The organism is Butyrivibrio proteoclasticus P6B7 (assembly GCF_000622085.1).
Classification (GTDB): domain Bacteria; phylum Bacillota; class Clostridia; order Lachnospirales; family Lachnospiraceae; genus Butyrivibrio; species Butyrivibrio proteoclasticus_A.
In genome coordinates this window covers 112,668-129,258 of sequence record NZ_KK211395.1, presented here as the reverse complement: position 1 = coordinate 129,258, position 16,591 = coordinate 112,668, and the positions used below count along the sequence as shown (strand labels likewise).

Sequence of the window (16,591 nt, the reverse complement as noted above, 5' to 3'; positions counted from 1 at the left end):
ACTTATACACTGATTCAATAATCTGCATCGAATAATGCTTTTTCTATTTTTATCGCTATCTGTTCACCAGTTAATTCGCATTCTTCAAGTAAATACTGGTAACTTCCAGCATGCGGAAAGCAATCCTTAATTCCAACCATTAACTGAGGCGGCTTATTCTTCTTTAACGATATATACTCAGCAACAGCACTACCAAGTCCACCAATTGTACTAGCTTCTTCCACTGTTACGATCAGTTTTGACCCCAACACACTATCCACCATTACGCCATCAAGTGGTTTGATCGTATGCATATCAATAACAGACGCACTAATCCCCTTTTTCTCTAATATATCTGCAGCAATTTTGCTATAGTAGACCATTGTGCCACACGCGATAATGGCAATATCTTTCCCATCTTTTACCCTTATCGCTTTTCCAATTTGAAAGTCTATATCGTCCTCATATACAACTGGAAGACCAGGCCCACCTGTCAATCGTAAATATACAGGGCCTTCAAAATCGCATAAAGCCTCCACCATCTTAACTATTTCTACTCCATCAGCAGGATTCACAACAGTCATTCCAGGAATAGCTCTCATAACCGAACCATCCTCTATACCATAATGAGAATTTCCAAGTTGGGACATTATAAGCCCACTTCCAAGTCCAACAGTCTTTATATTCAACTGCATGTATCCCATATTCATACGAACTTGTTCACATGCACGCATAGTAACAAATGGCGAAAAAGAAGTAGCAAACACGTTAGTTCCGTCCTTAGCCAACCCAGCTGCTATACCTATCATGTTCTGCTCAGCGATTCCAGCATTAACAAAGCGTTCCGGAAATTCCTCTTTAAATCTGACTAATCCTGATGATTGTGCCAAATCTGCTGATGTCACAAAAAAATCATCTCTTTCTTTTGCTAGTTCCAATATAGTTTGTCCAAAAGTAGCTCGAGCACCTAGACGTGACCATAGCTTTACCTTGTTTCTTTTTATTTCAATCATTGTGCCACCCAATTTCTGCAAGAGCAGATTCTAATTGCTCATTTGTCAAACGATTATGATGCCAGTCATTATTATTTTCCATATAACTAACACCTTTTCCTTTAATAGTATTTCCAATAATAGCTTTTGGTTTTCCCTTCTGATGAGGAATCAGAAAGGCATCATAAACCTGTTCTATATCATTTCCGTCAATTTCAATTACTTGAAAACCTAGGGCATCCAACATACCTGAATACTTATCTGATATGTTCATAACGCTCTCGCTTGTCCCATCACTTTGCATATGGTTATTATCGAGAAACAAAGTGAAATTATCTAACTCATAATTCACAGCAGACATACATGCTTCCCAAACCGAGCCTTCATTTGATTCACCGTTTCCACATAATACATAGGTCTGATAAGAATATCCCTTTCGCTTTGCTGATAAAGCAAGACCTATCGCCATTGAGATCCCTTGACCAAGGCTTCCTGACGAAGCTTCTATGCCAAGATCTGTATTCATAACAGGATGCGCAATAAGATCTGATCCGTCTTGAAGGAAAGTATCAAGCAATTCCTTATCTATGATGCCAAACTCAGCCAATGCAGCATAAAAACCAAGAACTCCATGTCCTTTACTCAAGATAAACTTGTCTTTTTCATCGTAAGGTAAATCCTTGCTATTCATTACCGCACCATAGAGAACGGTTAACGCTTCAACTAAAGAAAGCCCCCCACCCAGATGGGCATTAGTACCGCATCTATTTGCCATCAACAGAGAATTTTTTCTGATATTCTTAGCATGTTCCTTAAGTGAACCAATAACTTCGTTTTTATCCTGCATTTCCCGCTCCATTTGTCGCTATAATCACTCTATCACAACACTATACTTCTTAAGAATCTCAATGCCCTTTTCATAGCTATTAAAATCCACAATATCATCAGTCTCAAACTGAATATCAAATGCATCCTCAATCTCACTTACTAGTCCCATATGTCCTACTGAATCCCACGCAGGAACATCCTGATACTTTAGTCCAGCAAGCTGACTTTCCTCCACATCAAGACTCTCAATAAATGCATTATTGTACTTTTCTCTGTTATTCATATCTATTTTATCCTTTCTTTAAATTAATTATCTGTCACAAAGTATTAATACCAATCGACGTTATCACTAAATATATTCTCTGTTCTATACGGATGATTTTTAGGATGATTATATTCAATATCCTCAATTCCCAATTGTCTCAAGACACTAATTAACTGTTTAGCATAGTGTCCAAACAATACAGCACAGTGATTTGGAAACTGTTTTTCCAAGATAACATTTCTAAAGAAACGTCTCATCTCTGGTACTGCTACTATTCCCTGCCCTCCATACGTATCCATTGTCACAGGTAGGATCTGTCCTTGAGCTACATACGCCTCAAGTTTTCCGTTTCTAGTTCCCTGAATTCTTAAAAGAGTAACTGCTCCTGGGTTAATGATTCCTTGTATTGTTCCCTTAGAGTTTTCCTCACCGATAAGCTGCTGATTAACGAAATGGTATTCAAGCCTATTACCAGATAAGCGACATGCCGGTGTTACACCGCAATGATATCCAAGAAATAAATCCCCTATATCATACTTTTTCCCGTTAAATACTTTTCCCTTAATCTTTTCTTCAAAAACTGACTGTGGGATATTGTTATTAATATTTAGGATAGTAACGACATCTCCACTCACACATTGCCCAATAAATTCTGAAACCGCACCATACTCATCAACTTCACAAGCAATAGGAATCCCCTTAGCTGTGATTCTACTGTTCACATAACACGGAACAAAACCAAAATTAACCGGAAATGCAGGCCAACAAGTGCTTGTCACCGTTATATATTTACGATTGCCTTTATGGTTACGGATCCAATCCTCCATTGTGAGTTCATATTGCGCTAGTTTAGGCAAGATATCTAACATCTTGTTTTCATTGAGTTCAGTTTCCATCTCAGCTACTATTTTGCTGATACGACCATCATTCTCATGTTTTTTATATGAGTCGAAAAGTTCCAGTTCTGAATACTCTGATACCTCTATCCCCATATCATAAAATAGATGTTTAGGCGCACTAGCAGCCAAATAACTCGTAGGCCGAGGTCCAACAGTAATGAGTTTCAAGTCTTTTACACCAATTATGGTTCTAGCAATTGGTATGAATTCATGAATCATTTCCACACATTCTTCTATTGTACCAACTGGATTTGGTGGAATAAAAACATTAGTGCCGCGGAGTTTAAGAGCGTAGCAAGCATTACTGAACCCACTCATTCCATCTGTTCTTTGAATACAAAATGGTTCTGTACCTTCTTCGGCTGCTGCCAAAAGCATAACCGGACCATCAAACTCTTCTGCAAGTAGTGTTCCTGCGGATTCAGGTCCATAATTAGCGAAATAGAGGCATATCGCATTACATTCAGCTTTAACGACATCACGCATTGCCCTTTTTATACTAACTTCGTTATCTGTTAAGCATATAGGACATTCATATATGCACTCGTCACCATAATTCTCAACGTATGATCTTACTAGTTTCTGCCTGTTTTCAATTGCAATATCAGAAGGAAGCCAATCCGTACTTCCTACAATAATTGCTATCTTTATATCAGGAACATTTTTCATCGTTTACCTCTTATTTATTCTCAGCACTCTTTGGAATATATGCCTTCATCACATCTGGTAATCCGACTTTTATATCTACATACAAAGCGTTTTCTCCATTTACTTTACCTTCGACATATCCAATAGCTATTCCTCGTTTAAAACTTTTCAAGTGCGCTTCAATTATTAATGTATCCCCAGGAACTATTTGTTTACGCATGCTCAAATTATTAACATTTAAAAAAGCAGTCTTTTTTCCTTTATGCTCTGGAAATGTGAGAAATGTCATAATGAACGTCTGTGCAAGGCACTCAAGTTGCACAAATCCTGGAACATTCGGTTCATCCGCAAAATGTGCTGGGAAGAACCATTCATTATAAGAAAAGTTCTTTTTTGCCCTAGCATACTCCCCAGGTCTAACTTCCTCAACAACATCGATAAACAACAGTGGATATCTATTTTGTTGATATTGTTGAATCTCATATGCTCCAAGATTATAAATTGGCTCAAATTGTTCTTTCATAGAATTTCCCTTTCATTATACTGAAAATGTCTTAATTATATTAGTTTGACTAAGATCAAGTGCTGCAGCTGCAGCAATCAGACCTGTTCCAAAACCACACGCTATGACTTTATTAAGATCACTGTTAATTCCGGAATAGTATGTACTGAGTAATAAAGGTATAGAAACAAAACCACAGTTTCCAGTATCCTCTATATTGAATGGTGCTTTATCTTTATCTATTTTCAACACCTTAACAATCCTATCTACTATTATCTTATTTGCCTGATGTAATGCAAAAAGTCCAACATCATCTTTAGACCATCCTGTGCTTTCAAGTAGCCCATTAATTAGTTTTGGGGCCTGATTGATAGCAAAAACCATCACATCCATACCATTCATACAAACATTTTCCAGAGTTCTTCCATTTCCATCAGCATCATATTCAAGAACATCTGTCACGCCATGTTTTATTGGCATTCGGCACCCACCAGCAGGAATAATAATACTATTCGCTCCACTTCCATCTACAAAAAAATTGTACATACTAGGCGTGGGATTATCACTTCTTGAAATAAGTGTTGCACTAGCAGCATCACCCAAAACCATTTTCAATGAACGATCATGTACATTTGTATATTTTGACATGGTATCGCCCGCCAAAAAAAGAACATTTTTACAATATCCACATTCTATCATCATTGATGCTTGGAACAATCCATATACATAGCCTGCACATCCTAATCGCATATCAAAGTTAACGGAATTAGTAGGCAGTCCCAAACGCTCTTGTAAAATAGCTGCTGTATTAGGGATAATATAATCAGGCGTCTCAGATAGAAAAATAAGTCCATCTATATCTGAGGGACTTAATCCTGTTTCTTTAAGCACTTTCAAAGCTGCCTCATAGCAGTAATCAGCACTCGTCTTATCCTCCGCTGCCACTGTCACTTCCTTTATTCCAGTTGACTTTGTTATTCTTTCGATGTAATCATCTCCATATAGCTCAGCCAACTCTTGTAAGCTCAGTTTCTTTTCTGGTATTACCGTAGAAAGTGCAACTATCCTAGCTTTGCTTAACACTCTTTCGCCATCCATATAAATCTCCCCAGTTTATGATAATGAATTACTGATTTAATCATTCCATCCACTTTAATATATCCCCTACAGTCTTAAATGCACGTACATCATCAGCAGACAACTTCTTTCCAAATTCATCTTCCATCATAACTATAATAGACAACTTAGCCATGGAATCATATTCTTCAACCTCTGTTAATTCCATATCAGCCTTAAGGCTTCCTTCCTCTGCATCAAGTGTCTCCTCCAATAAAGCGATTTTTTCCTGTTCTGTCATTTTTTCTTTTCCTTTCATAAATTATTCATAATATCCATCATCAAAGTACTCATCTGTATGTACCAATGGAATTATATCATCTTCATTTACTAAACAATCCACCGCACTCCATGACAATCCAACGCCATAACCACACATTAGACATCTTAACGCCTTATGTTGATTAGTTTCACCATACTTCTTTACTAATGTTGTTGGTATTGTAGCCGATGCAGTGTTTGCAAATTCGTCAATTGACACCAACAATTTATCTTCACTGAAACCGGTAAGCTTTGCTATACGCTTCATAATCATTAGATTTGCCTGATGAAGTACCAAGCAATCATAATCATCTGGTGTTGCACCAGCACTAGCCATAACCTCTTGTATCACCTTTGGAGCCTCAGTTGTAGCAAAGTTAAAAACCTCTATATCATCCATTCGATCCTCACCTTTTCCATCATCCTTGATAACAGGGTGGCGGAATCCCAAATATGGAGAAATAATCTTATTAAATTCTGTCCCTCTTGTATATGAAGCTGCTAAAATTTTGCATTCTTCAGGTGAAACACGCAAAAGTGTTGCTGTTCCACAATCTCCCAACAGCATTTTTGAAGCATTGGATGTCTTTGAATTATAATAACCAGCTCTTCCTTTTGCACAAGTGTCGCCACATAGCAGCAACGCTAACGGCTTATCTACAACACTTTTAAGTAAACTGCCAGCCACCATAATAGAATTTGTGTATCCTGAACATCCAAGATTTATATCAAAGGCCAAACAACTATCATCAAGTCCCAAACGACCTTGAATAACACAAGCCGAGGATGGAGATTTATAATCAGGCGTTTGGGTAACAAGAATCACCACTCCAATTTCGTGTACATCGATATTTTTACTAGTAATCAGTTCCTTTGCTGCAGAATAACACAAATCCGCAGAAGTTTGTCTTTCACCAGCATCATATCGACCGATCACACCTGTTTGTTTAGAAAACTTTTTAATCGTCTTTTCATCTAAATCTTCATCTTGAAAAGAAAGCAATGGAGTCCATTTATTTGATACCGCTGCTGAAACCCCTACGATGCTAATGTTATCTAGTTTTGCTCTCATGTAGCCTCCATACCTAAAACAATCTTGAATCCAAAATTTACGTCATTCAGATCCGCAATATCCCCCATCAACATTCAAAACAGTACCTGTAATAAATCTAGCTTCTGGTGACAGTAAAAAACATATCGCATTTGCAATATCAACAGGCTTTCCCATTCCCAAATACTGCCTCTTAAACAGATCTTTTACAATTTCACTCTGTTCACCATTCATTTCTATAAAATCTGCTGTCATATCAGTTAAAGTCCAGCCTGGCGCTACAGCATTAACACAAATTCCTCTTGGTCCTAGTTCTTTTGCCATACAGCGCATAGCAGCGTTCATTGCCGCCTTCGATGCAGCATATGTTGAATGTGCTTTGTTCGCGTAATCAGCAGCAGGTGAAGATACTGCTACTATTCGCATATCATTATTATGTCTGCCTTTCCTAGTTGTAAGCTTAACAAACTCCACAAATGAGAAATAGTTAGTGTTGAAAACTTCCAATTCTCTCTGATATGTCAACGTTCGCAATGGACAATCATCTGATATTCCGGCAGCAAAAACCATTCCATCAAGCTTGCCGTGTTTCTCAACTATCTTCTTTACTAATCCATCTATTTGATCAATCGAACAAACATCAAAACAATAATAGGCATTACCATTATTGTCCATCCTGGTCATTATTTCTTTTAGCCTATCTTCTCGCCTTGCTAACAGTATTACTCTAGCGCCTAATTGATTCAGGCTTATCGCAGTCTGTTCGCCTATCCCAGACGATGCTCCAACGACAAGAAACAGTTTATCTCGCAATGTTATTCTCTCCTTTAAACGCACTATGAACTGGTATAGCCTCCATCAACAGGCAGAGATGTTCCCGTAATATATCGTGCTTCTGGTGATAACAGGAAAGCTATCGCATTTGCAACATCAGTCGTTTCACCAATTCCAGCATATTGCATCTTTAACAACTGCTGATTTCCATCACTATCTTCTCCACATGTCTTTAAAAACTCTTCGTACATTTGAGTCCTTATCATGCTGGGCTGCACTGTATTAAGAACAATTCCCTTATCCCACAGCTCTTTGGCCAGGCATCTTACCGATGCATCAATTGCCGCCTTTGAGGCAGAGTAAATTGTATTTGCCTTTTGCCCTCGAACTGATGCTACTGAGGAAATTGCCACGATACGAAGACCATTATTATGATTCTTCCGGGCAGAAACATTTCTCACTGTTTCAATAAAACCAAAAAAGTTAATATTGAATATCTCTAGCATCTTATCATACGTCATCTGCTTAATTGGCATTAGTTCCCCAATACCTGCTGCATAAACTAAGCCATCAATCTTGCCTTTTTCTCTTACTATACTGTCAATTATTCCCTTAATGTCATCTATCTTCGAAAAATCTGCTACATAATATGATGATTTTTCTCTTCCTATCTCATCACATATACATTTCATTTTATCTTCACGACGTGCAACCAAAACAACGCGCGCACCACTATCAACCAGCACTGATGCCGTCTTCTCCCCAATTCCTGACGATGCGCCAACTATTAATATATTTTTTCCTTTAAAGTCATACATAATCATCATCCTTCAATAGCTTTTCATTCAATAAAAAGCTTCCAAAATGCCCTGGATATACCATTAATTCTTTATCCAACGACCTTATGATAGGAATGCCTTCTTTTTTCCACTGTTTTGTGCTTCCCCCAGGAAAACGACATGCAGTAGGATAATCTTTTAATAAAGAGTCTCCTGAAAATAGAACTTGATTATCTATAATAATCAATATGCTCCCTTTAGAATGCCCTGGACACTCCATCATTTCAATTTCATGTCCTTGCCATTCAAATGAAGTACATTCAGTAAAAAACTCGTCAGCTTCACAAGTGAATCCCTCTATTTTTTCGCCCTCATATTTAGGATAGAATGTTTGCAACTCATTAAATGCATCAAAATGATTTGAAAGGTTTTTCCTTGAATCCATAATATTCTCTGCACATGAATGACTGCACATAATTCTAGCTTTTGACTTCTCTTTCCATAATTTAACACCGCTTATATGATCGTAATGCTCATGTGTGAGAAATATCCAATCATAAACCAATGATTCATCAAAATCAGTTAAGTCACGACATGGGTCAACTATTATTGCATGCCCCCTATCTGAGATTATGTACATATTTGAATTAAATATATCTGATGTAACAGTCTTTATTTCCATCTAGCCCCATAATCCCCTCAAATAGACAAACATTTAGGTCTGATAGTAATAGCTTTATTCATCTTTCTCAAGATCTCGCCATTACCAACTTCATAGAATTGCTCAACCCCGACATCTTTAAGCCCTAAAATACTATCATACCATCTTACTTGTCCGGTAATCTGTTTAATAAGATTTGATCTTATTTCCTCTATGTCCTTTGTTGGTTTTCCTGTTACATTTTGTACTATCCAACACTTTGGCACATTGAATACTGCATTCTCAAGTTCACTCTGCATCATTTCCGCCGCTTCAACCATAAGCGGGCTATGAAACGCCGAAGAAACTGATAGACGCCTTAGCTTTATCTCCTCTGCATCTATCATAGATTGCAGATTATCTTCAACTCTGTCGATATCTTCATTTGTTCCAGATATAACTATCTGAGTCTTTGTATTCAGATTTGCCATAACAGCATTTCCGATCAAATACTTCTCTAGCTGATCTTCTGTCAGACCCAATACTGCAGCCATAGTGCCTTTTCCATTCTGCTTAGACATGGCTTTCCCACGCTTGTCAACTAGTTTTAAGCAATCTCCAAAACTAAATACTCCTGCAGCATACACTGCACTGTACTCACCAAGACTATGCCCTGCAACATAATCATAATTTATACCTAGCTCTTTTGCCTTCTCAAGATACATTGCGGAGCAAGTAAAAATAGCCGGTTGAGCATATTGCGTATCAGTCAGTTTTTCTATAGATCCTTCGAACATGAGTTGCTTTAAATCATAACCAAGCACATCACATGCCTCATCTAGTATCTCTTTTGCTTTCGGAAGAGTCTCATATAGTTCTTTACCCATTCCAATTTCTTGTGATCCCTGACCTGGGAACAAAAAAGCATTTATCATACTCTCCCCCTATATATTCACAACTTTAGCTGGATTTCCAAAAACATGAACGCCATCTTTCACATTTCGCATCACAATACTTCCAGGTGCCACTACAGCTTCTCTTCCCACTTTCTTTTTTTCATGAATGTATGACAATGAGCCAATCAATGCTGCTTCTCCTATTACGCATCCGCCTGATATCTGAGCTTTTGGAAAACATGTCACGTAATCTTCTAACACTGCATCATGACCTATAGCTACCAGATCTCCATTTAAAAACACACCTTTTCCAATCTTAACATCCACTGATGCTGAACAATAGGCTCCAATTATACTTCCATTACCAACCAAGCTCTTATCTATAATTGACGCAGTAGGATGAATAAGCGTTGTAAATCTTACGCCATCTTTTTCCAAGCTGTTCATAACCGCTCTTCTATCTTTTGGGTACCCTATGCCACACGCACATACAACATCATTTTTATGGTCTATTAACCATTCTCTTTTAAATACAGGATATCCTAAAACTTGCATATTGTCGCTGAAATAGGTATCATCCACAGAAAATCCCACAAATTTGAAATTTTCTTTTACACTATTAATCTTCTCTATCAAATAGACAGTTTCCTTAGCCATGCCGCCTATTCCATAAATAATAATATCCTGCATTTCTCCCCCATAGATTATTAAGTATCAGTATTTATTGAAAAATCCATTCTTTTGCTTTTTCTCAGAGCCATCAGACATATCCTCGTTTACAGTTACTCCTACTGCCACTTTACAGTTTTGCCCGATTGTCACATGTGGATAAACATCACATCCTGCTGATAGATAGCTTTTGGTTCCTACTGTTACATGCTCTGCAAGACTGACTCCACTCATAATTGACGTAAATTCACCCAGCTTACAGTCATTACATATAATTGCATGGATGTATAGAAGGCTGTGTTTTCCAATCATGCTATCAACGGATACAGTAACTTGAGGAAAAACTATGCTCCCAGCTCCTAGTGTGGATTGAGGCGCAATAACCGCAGTAGGATGAACTATAGAAGCCCACCTATTGAAATCCTTATGCTTATCAGCTATAGCTGCTTTATCAGCTCCATTCTGCAATGCTATTACGGCATAACAATCATTTGTCTTATATAAATCCTCCAGATGATCCATTCCACCTAATACTGGATAGCCACCTACTATTTCGCCTACTTTTTTAGTATCATCCAACAATCCCAACACAAGCCATGTAGGCTCTATTTTATTAATATCCTCTATGAGCCAAAGTACTTCTTTTCCTAGCTCTCCAGCCCCCATTATTACAATACTCTTCATTTCACCCCTTATAACGGAATATTGCCGTGCATATATGATAATGGTTTACGTTCTTTACTACTCAAGCTTTCAAAAGCAAACCGGATTTTTCTTCTAGTCTCTTCTGGAGCTATGACCTCATCGATTATTCCAAGCTTTGCTGCAATGTACGGAGACATAAACCTCTTGTTATACTCATCAATTTTCTTATCTCGGAGTTCTTTCTTGTCTCTTTCATTACTTACAGCTTGGAGTTCATGTTTATACACTATATCAACAGCGCCCTCTGCACCCATTACAGCTATCTGCGCAATTGGCCAAGCGTAAACAATGTCTGCCCCCATTCCTTTACTGTTCATTGCGATGTAAGATCCGCCATAAGCCTTTCTGAGGATAAGACTAACTTTTGGAACCGATGCTTCGCAATATGCATAAAGAAGTTTTGCTCCGCGCCTAATTATTCCTCCCTGTTCCATACGCTTCCCCGGCATAAATCCTGGAACATCAATAAGCGTCAGAAGTGAAATCCCAAAGCAGTCGCAGAAACGCACAAATCTCGCAGCCTTTTCAACTGCATCTATATCAATAGCACCGCCACAATACTCAGGCTGACTTGCTACGATACCAATGACTTCAGTATCCATTCTTGCAAAGCCAACAACCATTGCTTTACCAAAATTTATCTGAGATTCAAAGAAACTGCCTTCATCTACGAAACAGTCAATAACATGCCTTATGTCATAAGGCAATCTCTGATTGTCAGGTACTATGTCTTGAAGTTTACCTGAACAATCTCTAGCTTTACCGGTTTTCTTTGGTGGTAATGATCTATAGTTTTTGGGAAGATAACTTAGAAGTCTCTTCACTCCATCAAGACACTCTTTTTCTTCCGAATAAACAAAATGTGAAACGCCACTAGAACTTCCATGCATAGCAGCTCCACCTAGTTCATCTATCGTAGCTTCCTCACCAAGAAAAGCTTTTACTACACCCGGTCCCGTAAGGAACATCTGACTTGTCTTTTCTACCATGAATGTAAAATCACATAACGCAGGCCCATAGCATGCTCCTCCAGCACATGGCCCCATGATCACAGCTATCTGAGGAATCTTGCCAGACGCTTCAGTATGGCACCTGAACATTTCGCCATACCCGTCAAGTCCTGCAATGCCTTCTTCTATTCTGGCTCCACCACTATCATTGATAGTGATGAACGGTGCCTTACTTTCCAAAGCCATTTTTAGGACTCTGGTTATCTTTTTACTATGCTGCTCTCCTAGAGTACCACCCATTACCGTGAAATCTTCAGCCGCCACAAAAGTCTGCCTGCCTTCTATTTCACCAAAGCCAATAATGACGCCATCACCAGGAAGTTTCTTTTCTGACATTCCAAATTCTGTAAATCTAGATTCAATCTGTGATCCAATTTCTTGGAAGGTGCCCTCATCAAAAAGATAAGCTATACGCTCTCTGGCTGTCATTTTGCCCTTTTCATGTTGGCGATTTTGCTTTTCTATTCCACCACCAAGCAGAGCTTTTTCTCTATTTTGTTGTAACTCCTTGGTATACTTTGAATCCCACATGATTTGCTCTTTCCCTTTTTTTTATTATCATTTTTCTCAAAACATGTCGTTCTTCAAATAGACAAAAATACTATGCGTTTCCCCGCTGACATAAACTTTTTTAAGTATAAATCAATTAACGTGAAATATCAATTCGAACGATGCTGGGATTGTGAAATAAAAAAAATAAGTTGATTTCAAAAAATGCTTGGATTATATATTCAAAACAAAAATGCCATATTCGTAAGACTAATAAATAATCTTGACAATGAAAAAACATTTGTAAGACACATAAATAAGTGATATAGTAGTGGACACATTGTCCCTGTTATATATGAGAGATTCAATAAAAATGGAAAGAAATGATATGTATAGAAGTTTTTATAGTGAAGAAGAATTAAAGAATATTGGTTTTAAACAGTATGGAAAGAACGTCCTTATCAGCAGATTAGCATCATTCTATGACGCGTCACAAATATCAATAGGTAATAATGTAAGGATTGATGATTTTTGTCTATTATCAGGGAGAATACAAATCGGCAACTATATTCATATAGCTGCATATAGTTCATTGTTTTCTGGATCAAAAGATATTATTATAGATGATTTTGTTAACATTTCTTCTAGATGCACTATTTATTCAAAGAGTGATGATTATTCCGGTCAATCTCTTACTGGTCCAATGGTTGATGCCTCTTTAACTAATCAAGACGAACGAACTGTTCATATCCAGAGGCATGCAATAATTGGTAGTGGTAGTACTGTATTACCGGGCGTTACTATAGAAGAAGGTGTAGCAGTTGGATCCATGTCTCTTGTCAAAAATACGCTTACTGCGTGGGGGATCTATGCCGGTATTCCATGCAAGTATATAAAAGAAAGAACAAAGAAACTCCTTGACCTTGAAAAAGAGCAAACTAGTATTTCAATTAGTAATAAAACTTACTAATTGAAATATATTAGTCGCTAAGCAAGATTCCCCACTCTTGTTTATAGTTTTCCATAACATTGAATTTTTTTCCAATTTCTATATTTGTCATTTTTTCGTCTAATGATTGCGTAGAAAATGTCAAAAAGGATTCGCCCTTAATATCTTCAAAACAATGAATAGAAAAACCAAACATATCACTAAAGTGTTTAAAATTCTGTCCCTTCTTTTTTAGATATACTTTCTTTCCCATTTTAAACATAGGGGTTATGTTTCCTAATGCTTGCTGACGCTCCATCGCAAAAATCCCAATATCACACTTCCCAAGAAAGCAATAATAGTCATACAAATTCATCCAGTCAGTAACTGGAATAAATCTAGCGCCAAAAATTGTTTGACCTACTTCCTTTATTCGTGACTTGTAATTCTCATCGCCATACACTATTGGACAATATATTTCAATGTTCTCATCCTTATATTTTGATAACTCATTAAAAACGCTAATATGGTCGTTATCTTTCGTAGCACTATTCCCCACCAAAACTCTCACAGGACGCTGTCCAGCAATATATCCATCATCATTAAATACCGAATAATCATCCCATTCCTCGTTTTGACCATGTGGAACTCCTGCAACAATCCATCTTTTTTCTATACCATACATTTTGTAAAAAGAAGAATATTCAGTTTTTGATAAAAAAACACAGCATCTAATTTTTCTCAAACATGAGATAAACTTATGTCTCATGATTGATTCAGAGAGACCATTACTCTGTAAAAAATTATATTTTCGCAAATCGCCTCCCCAGAATTGCCAGTATGTTTTTTCAAAAATAGCTCTAGGAAAGTAAAAATATACTTTCTCTATTCCAAATATACCGGATACTATTATTTTGTTTGCTTCCGATAATAGTCTTCTTATTTTTTTATCAAATAATAAATCCCATAGTCTGTCATATTTAATAACATTTTCAAAATCAAAATTCTCTCTATTCCAAAGAGATACATCATTAGAACAGCTCCATGCAGATACCAAAAAATACTGCTCATAGCTGGAAAAACTATGTTTTAAATAATCAATATACCCATGGGTGAATTTGTCATTAGTAACTATATGTACTATAAGCATCAAAAATATCCTCTTTTGTTTCATCAGATTTCAATTTCTCGAAATTGTAGCATTCATAGAATATGTCCACATGATTGACCGCGTTGCAAATTCACATAACAAGTTTTCTAATATTTCTAATTCCAATTACTAGTCTTATACAAAAATGGTAAATACGTCTATAAATATCTACACTATTTTGTTTGTGCCAGTCATGAATGCGTTTTCGTAATACTCTATTCTCGCTAACAACATCTGGAAATTCTGTAATCTTTTGATTCATCAAATCATTTCCACTAATTCTATTATCAGCTTGATGTTCACCACTTCCATCAAGCCCAGCATTCTCTACTAAAGACTTGCTTGGAACTAGAACATAACCATTGTTTTTATATATTGAATAATCCCAATATACAGCCCATGTATCCAGCGTACCCACAACATTATCATATAATTGCCATGATTTTCCATTAGCCCCTTCGACATCAAATCTATATCTATCCCACAAAGTCATATTCTTCCAAGCCTTTAAAGGACTCTTGTCAAAATATTTCCATCTATCTTCCCAAGTAGCCCACCCCCAACAATAGGAGTTTTTAACAAACATGCATTGTGGTAAATCTTCAGAAAAAATGGGTTCAATGTAACTGGATATTTCCATTACATCCTTATTATTACGATACTTTGTCAATGCTTTATTCATATAATCCAAAAAAACTACACTTGGAATAATATCATCTTCAAGAATGATGGCTCGTTTATATCTACTCAAAACATAAGTCACACCTTCAATAATACTTCGAGCCAAGCCATAATTTTCATCACGCTCAATTATCTCTATCGCCTTGAATCCCGTTATTTTGTGAATATATTCCCTTACTTTTTCAACAGAATCATAGTCTTCCATTTTTTTTGGAAAATCTGAAAAAACAATTAACTCTGAGTTTTCTGATTCTGGATTCCTTTTTAATGCTTCTATTACTTTTTTTGTTTTATCAAGCCTATTGTATACAAAAAGAATTATAGGTGCATATACTTCAATATTACTTTCCGACCATTTTTCCAATTCGAACATTCTCCATATACCAAGTACATCCCAAAACACTAAACATATTCTACAAATTTATGTAGCCACCCGGCACTCTTATACACTTTTATAAAAATCTCTCTATTTCTCTGTAAATTCAATTTGACATTAGCGATATTGTTATAAGTTCTTCTATGGTTTCTCTAGCATTCTTTTCAAATGCATGTATGCCATACGGAATATCACCACTATCAATATGAACCTCTATTTGGTTTTCAACTGCAAATGAGGAAGCAATCTCTTTGTTTGGAATCAAAAAGTATTCTTCAAGAGCTCCATAATATGAAAAAAACACATCTTCGCCAGTATTCCATATTTTTCTAGCATATTTGTGATCTTCTAATAAAGCTAAGCATGCAGATATATTTCTTAACGAAAAACCACCATTCCCAACACATAATTCTTTTGGTTTTAATGCTTTTTTTATTTTACTCATCCCTTTAAAAAAGCAACAATATCCACATACAGGCGTCTCCCACGGAGCTCCAATATAATCGTATTTCAGATAGTGATCAAAATTTGAATCAATCTTCTTCAATAGTAGTGCATCTAATTGAATTATAAGAATATGGCTATATTTTGAAAAACGCTCATAAAAGGATTTGTCCATCAACAATTTACTATATGTATCTGCGCTTCTAAAAAATGATTTATCATAGTATTCATAGCAATACTTCTCAAACGGCACACTTTCAACGCTAAGCCCTTCAGGTGCAACAATTATAACATCACAATCCCCCTTGTTTTTATCTATGCTTCTAAGCGATAGCATATCATTAGAAGATAGTATTGACTTATACATTGGTATCACTATAACTAATTTGTTATCTTTTATTTTCAATTCAATCCACCTAATCAGTACGCATAGCTAAAATAGCTTTGTTTCAACACTCCATACTAAAATAGAAATGATATATATAATATCAGGAAGTGCATGCAATTAT

Annotated in this window: 19 protein-coding genes; 1 reads left to right on the top strand and 18 read right to left on the bottom strand. The window is 36.6% G+C overall.

The annotated features are described in order from the left end of the window. Window positions 1-14: 14 nt before the first annotated feature. Genes T541_RS0117150 through T541_RS0117080 form a run of 15 tightly spaced genes read right to left on the bottom strand, consistent with a single transcriptional unit; the run spans window position 15 to window position 12,545 of the window. Window positions 15-992, bottom strand: coding sequence for a transketolase family protein (locus T541_RS0117150; RefSeq protein WP_026653794.1), 978 nt, complete (start codon window positions 990-992; stop codon window positions 15-17). Continuing rightward, window positions 985-1,818, bottom strand: a complete 834-nt coding sequence (locus tag T541_RS0117145) for a transketolase (RefSeq protein ID WP_026653793.1) — start codon at window positions 1,816-1,818, stop codon at window positions 985-987. The genes T541_RS0117150 and T541_RS0117145 overlap by 8 nt, the downstream gene beginning before the upstream one ends. Before the next feature lie 24 nt (window positions 1,819-1,842). Next, entirely contained in the window at window positions 1,843-2,082 is a 240-nt protein-coding gene (locus tag T541_RS0117140) for an acyl carrier protein (RefSeq protein WP_026653791.1), read from the bottom strand. 44 nt (window positions 2,083-2,126) lie between these two features. Next, window positions 2,127-3,632, bottom strand: coding sequence for an L-fucose/L-arabinose isomerase family protein (locus T541_RS0117135; protein ID WP_026653790.1), 1,506 nt, complete (start codon window positions 3,630-3,632; stop codon window positions 2,127-2,129). Window positions 3,633-3,642: 10 nt separating this feature from the next. Beyond that, window positions 3,643-4,134 carry a 3-hydroxyacyl-ACP dehydratase FabZ family protein gene (locus T541_RS0117130; RefSeq protein WP_051538331.1) on the bottom strand — a complete coding sequence of 164 codons (492 nt, stop codon included), beginning with the start codon at window positions 4,132-4,134 and terminating at the stop codon, window positions 3,643-3,645. Between the two features lie 15 nt (window positions 4,135-4,149). After that, entirely contained in the window at window positions 4,150-5,211 is a 1,062-nt protein-coding gene (locus T541_RS0117125; protein ID WP_026653788.1) for a 3-oxoacyl-ACP synthase III family protein, read from the bottom strand. A gap of 40 nt (window positions 5,212-5,251) precedes the next feature. Continuing rightward, window positions 5,252-5,488, bottom strand: a complete 237-nt coding sequence (locus T541_RS0117120; protein ID WP_242840801.1) for an acyl carrier protein — start codon at window positions 5,486-5,488, stop codon at window positions 5,252-5,254. Between the two features lie 3 nt (window positions 5,489-5,491). Then, complete coding sequence (locus T541_RS0117115; protein ID WP_026653786.1) at window positions 5,492-6,562, bottom strand: ketoacyl-ACP synthase III; 1,071 nt, start codon at window positions 6,560-6,562, stop codon at window positions 5,492-5,494. Window positions 6,563-6,604: 42 nt separating this feature from the next. Beyond that, window positions 6,605-7,354 (bottom strand): SDR family NAD(P)-dependent oxidoreductase, encoded by a 750-nt coding sequence (locus T541_RS0117110; protein WP_242840800.1) that lies wholly within the window; start codon window positions 7,352-7,354, stop codon window positions 6,605-6,607. Window positions 7,355-7,377: 23 nt separating this feature from the next. Then, window positions 7,378-8,133 carry an SDR family NAD(P)-dependent oxidoreductase gene (locus T541_RS0117105; protein WP_242840799.1) on the bottom strand — a complete coding sequence of 252 codons (756 nt, stop codon included), beginning with the start codon at window positions 8,131-8,133 and terminating at the stop codon, window positions 7,378-7,380. Beyond that, a complete protein-coding gene (locus tag T541_RS20200) occupies window positions 8,126-8,776 on the bottom strand; it encodes an MBL fold metallo-hydrolase (protein ID WP_051538330.1) in 651 nt (216 codons plus the stop codon). Before T541_RS20200 ends, T541_RS0117105 begins: the two co-directional genes overlap by 8 nt. A gap of 17 nt (window positions 8,777-8,793) precedes the next feature. Continuing rightward, window positions 8,794-9,669 carry an ACP S-malonyltransferase gene (gene fabD / locus T541_RS20195; protein WP_034467796.1) on the bottom strand — a complete coding sequence of 292 codons (876 nt, stop codon included), beginning with the start codon at window positions 9,667-9,669 and terminating at the stop codon, window positions 8,794-8,796. Window positions 9,670-9,678: 9 nt separating this feature from the next. Continuing rightward, window positions 9,679-10,320: an acetyltransferase gene (locus T541_RS0117090; RefSeq protein ID WP_026653782.1), complete on the bottom strand. Its 642-nt coding sequence runs from the start codon at window positions 10,318-10,320 to the stop codon at window positions 9,679-9,681. A gap of 24 nt (window positions 10,321-10,344) precedes the next feature. Then, on the bottom strand, window positions 10,345-10,983 hold the full coding sequence (locus T541_RS0117085) for an acetyltransferase (RefSeq protein WP_026653781.1): 639 nt from the start codon (window positions 10,981-10,983) through the stop codon (window positions 10,345-10,347). An 8-nt stretch (window positions 10,984-10,991) separates the two neighbouring features. Then, a complete protein-coding gene (locus T541_RS0117080; RefSeq protein ID WP_026653780.1) occupies window positions 10,992-12,545 on the bottom strand; it encodes an acyl-CoA carboxylase subunit beta in 1,554 nt (517 codons plus the stop codon). Between the two features lie 331 nt (window positions 12,546-12,876). Here T541_RS0117080 and T541_RS0117075 point away from each other — a divergent pair, with 331 nt between their 5' ends. Then, entirely contained in the window at window positions 12,877-13,473 is a 597-nt protein-coding gene (locus tag T541_RS0117075) for an acyltransferase (protein WP_242840798.1), read from the top strand. Between the two features lie 10 nt (window positions 13,474-13,483). Here the strand turns inward: T541_RS0117075 and T541_RS0117070 are convergent, their stop codons facing one another. The 3 genes from T541_RS0117070 to T541_RS0117060 form a co-directional block, all read right to left on the bottom strand. Next, a complete protein-coding gene (locus tag T541_RS0117070; protein WP_026653778.1) occupies window positions 13,484-14,581 on the bottom strand; it encodes a TDP-N-acetylfucosamine:lipid II N-acetylfucosaminyltransferase in 1,098 nt (365 codons plus the stop codon). A 91-nt stretch (window positions 14,582-14,672) separates the two neighbouring features. After that, window positions 14,673-15,626, bottom strand: a complete 954-nt coding sequence (locus T541_RS20190; RefSeq protein WP_197025187.1) for a glycosyltransferase — start codon at window positions 15,624-15,626, stop codon at window positions 14,673-14,675. Window positions 15,627-15,744: 118 nt separating this feature from the next. Next, the gene (locus tag T541_RS0117060) at window positions 15,745-16,488 is read right to left on the bottom strand and encodes a DUF5672 family protein (RefSeq protein WP_026653776.1); all 744 of its coding nucleotides are present in this window, start codon (window positions 16,486-16,488) and stop codon (window positions 15,745-15,747) included. Window positions 16,489-16,591 lie beyond the last annotated feature (103 nt).

Coding starts and splice junctions, on each gene's coding strand:
- T541_RS0117090 (WP_026653782.1), bottom strand. CDS start 10,320: ATGCAGGATATTATTATTTATGGAATAGGCGGCATGGCTAAGGAAACT.
- T541_RS0117085 (WP_026653781.1), bottom strand. CDS start 10,983: ATGAAGAGTATTGTAATAATGGGGGCTGGAGAGCTAGGAAAAGAAGTA.
- T541_RS0117105 (WP_242840799.1), bottom strand. CDS start 8,133: ATGTATGACTTTAAAGGAAAAAATATATTAATAGTTGGCGCATCGTCA.
- T541_RS0117075 (WP_242840798.1), top strand. CDS start 12,877: ATGGAAAGAAATGATATGTATAGAAGTTTTTATAGTGAAGAAGAATTA.
- T541_RS0117080 (WP_026653780.1), bottom strand. CDS start 12,545: ATGTGGGATTCAAAGTATACCAAGGAGTTACAACAAAATAGAGAAAAA.
- T541_RS20200 (WP_051538330.1), bottom strand. CDS start 8,776: ATGGAAATAAAGACTGTTACATCAGATATATTTAATTCAAATATGTAC.
- T541_RS0117135 (WP_026653790.1), bottom strand. CDS start 3,632: ATGAAAAATGTTCCTGATATAAAGATAGCAATTATTGTAGGAAGTACG.
- fabD (WP_034467796.1), bottom strand. CDS start 9,669: ATGATAAATGCTTTTTTGTTCCCAGGTCAGGGATCACAAGAAATTGGA.
- T541_RS0117130 (WP_051538331.1), bottom strand. CDS start 4,134: ATGAAAGAACAATTTGAGCCAATTTATAATCTTGGAGCATATGAGATT.
- T541_RS0117145 (WP_026653793.1), bottom strand. CDS start 1,818: ATGCAGGATAAAAACGAAGTTATTGGTTCACTTAAGGAACATGCTAAG.
- T541_RS0117115 (WP_026653786.1), bottom strand. CDS start 6,562: ATGAGAGCAAAACTAGATAACATTAGCATCGTAGGGGTTTCAGCAGCG.
- T541_RS0117150 (WP_026653794.1), bottom strand. CDS start 992: ATGATTGAAATAAAAAGAAACAAGGTAAAGCTATGGTCACGTCTAGGT.
- T541_RS0117140 (WP_026653791.1), bottom strand. CDS start 2,082: ATGAATAACAGAGAAAAGTACAATAATGCATTTATTGAGAGTCTTGAT.
- T541_RS0117070 (WP_026653778.1), bottom strand. CDS start 14,581: ATGCTTATAGTACATATAGTTACTAATGACAAATTCACCCATGGGTAT.
- T541_RS0117125 (WP_026653788.1), bottom strand. CDS start 5,211: ATGGATGGCGAAAGAGTGTTAAGCAAAGCTAGGATAGTTGCACTTTCT.
- T541_RS0117120 (WP_242840801.1), bottom strand. CDS start 5,488: ATGAAAGGAAAAGAAAAAATGACAGAACAGGAAAAAATCGCTTTATTG.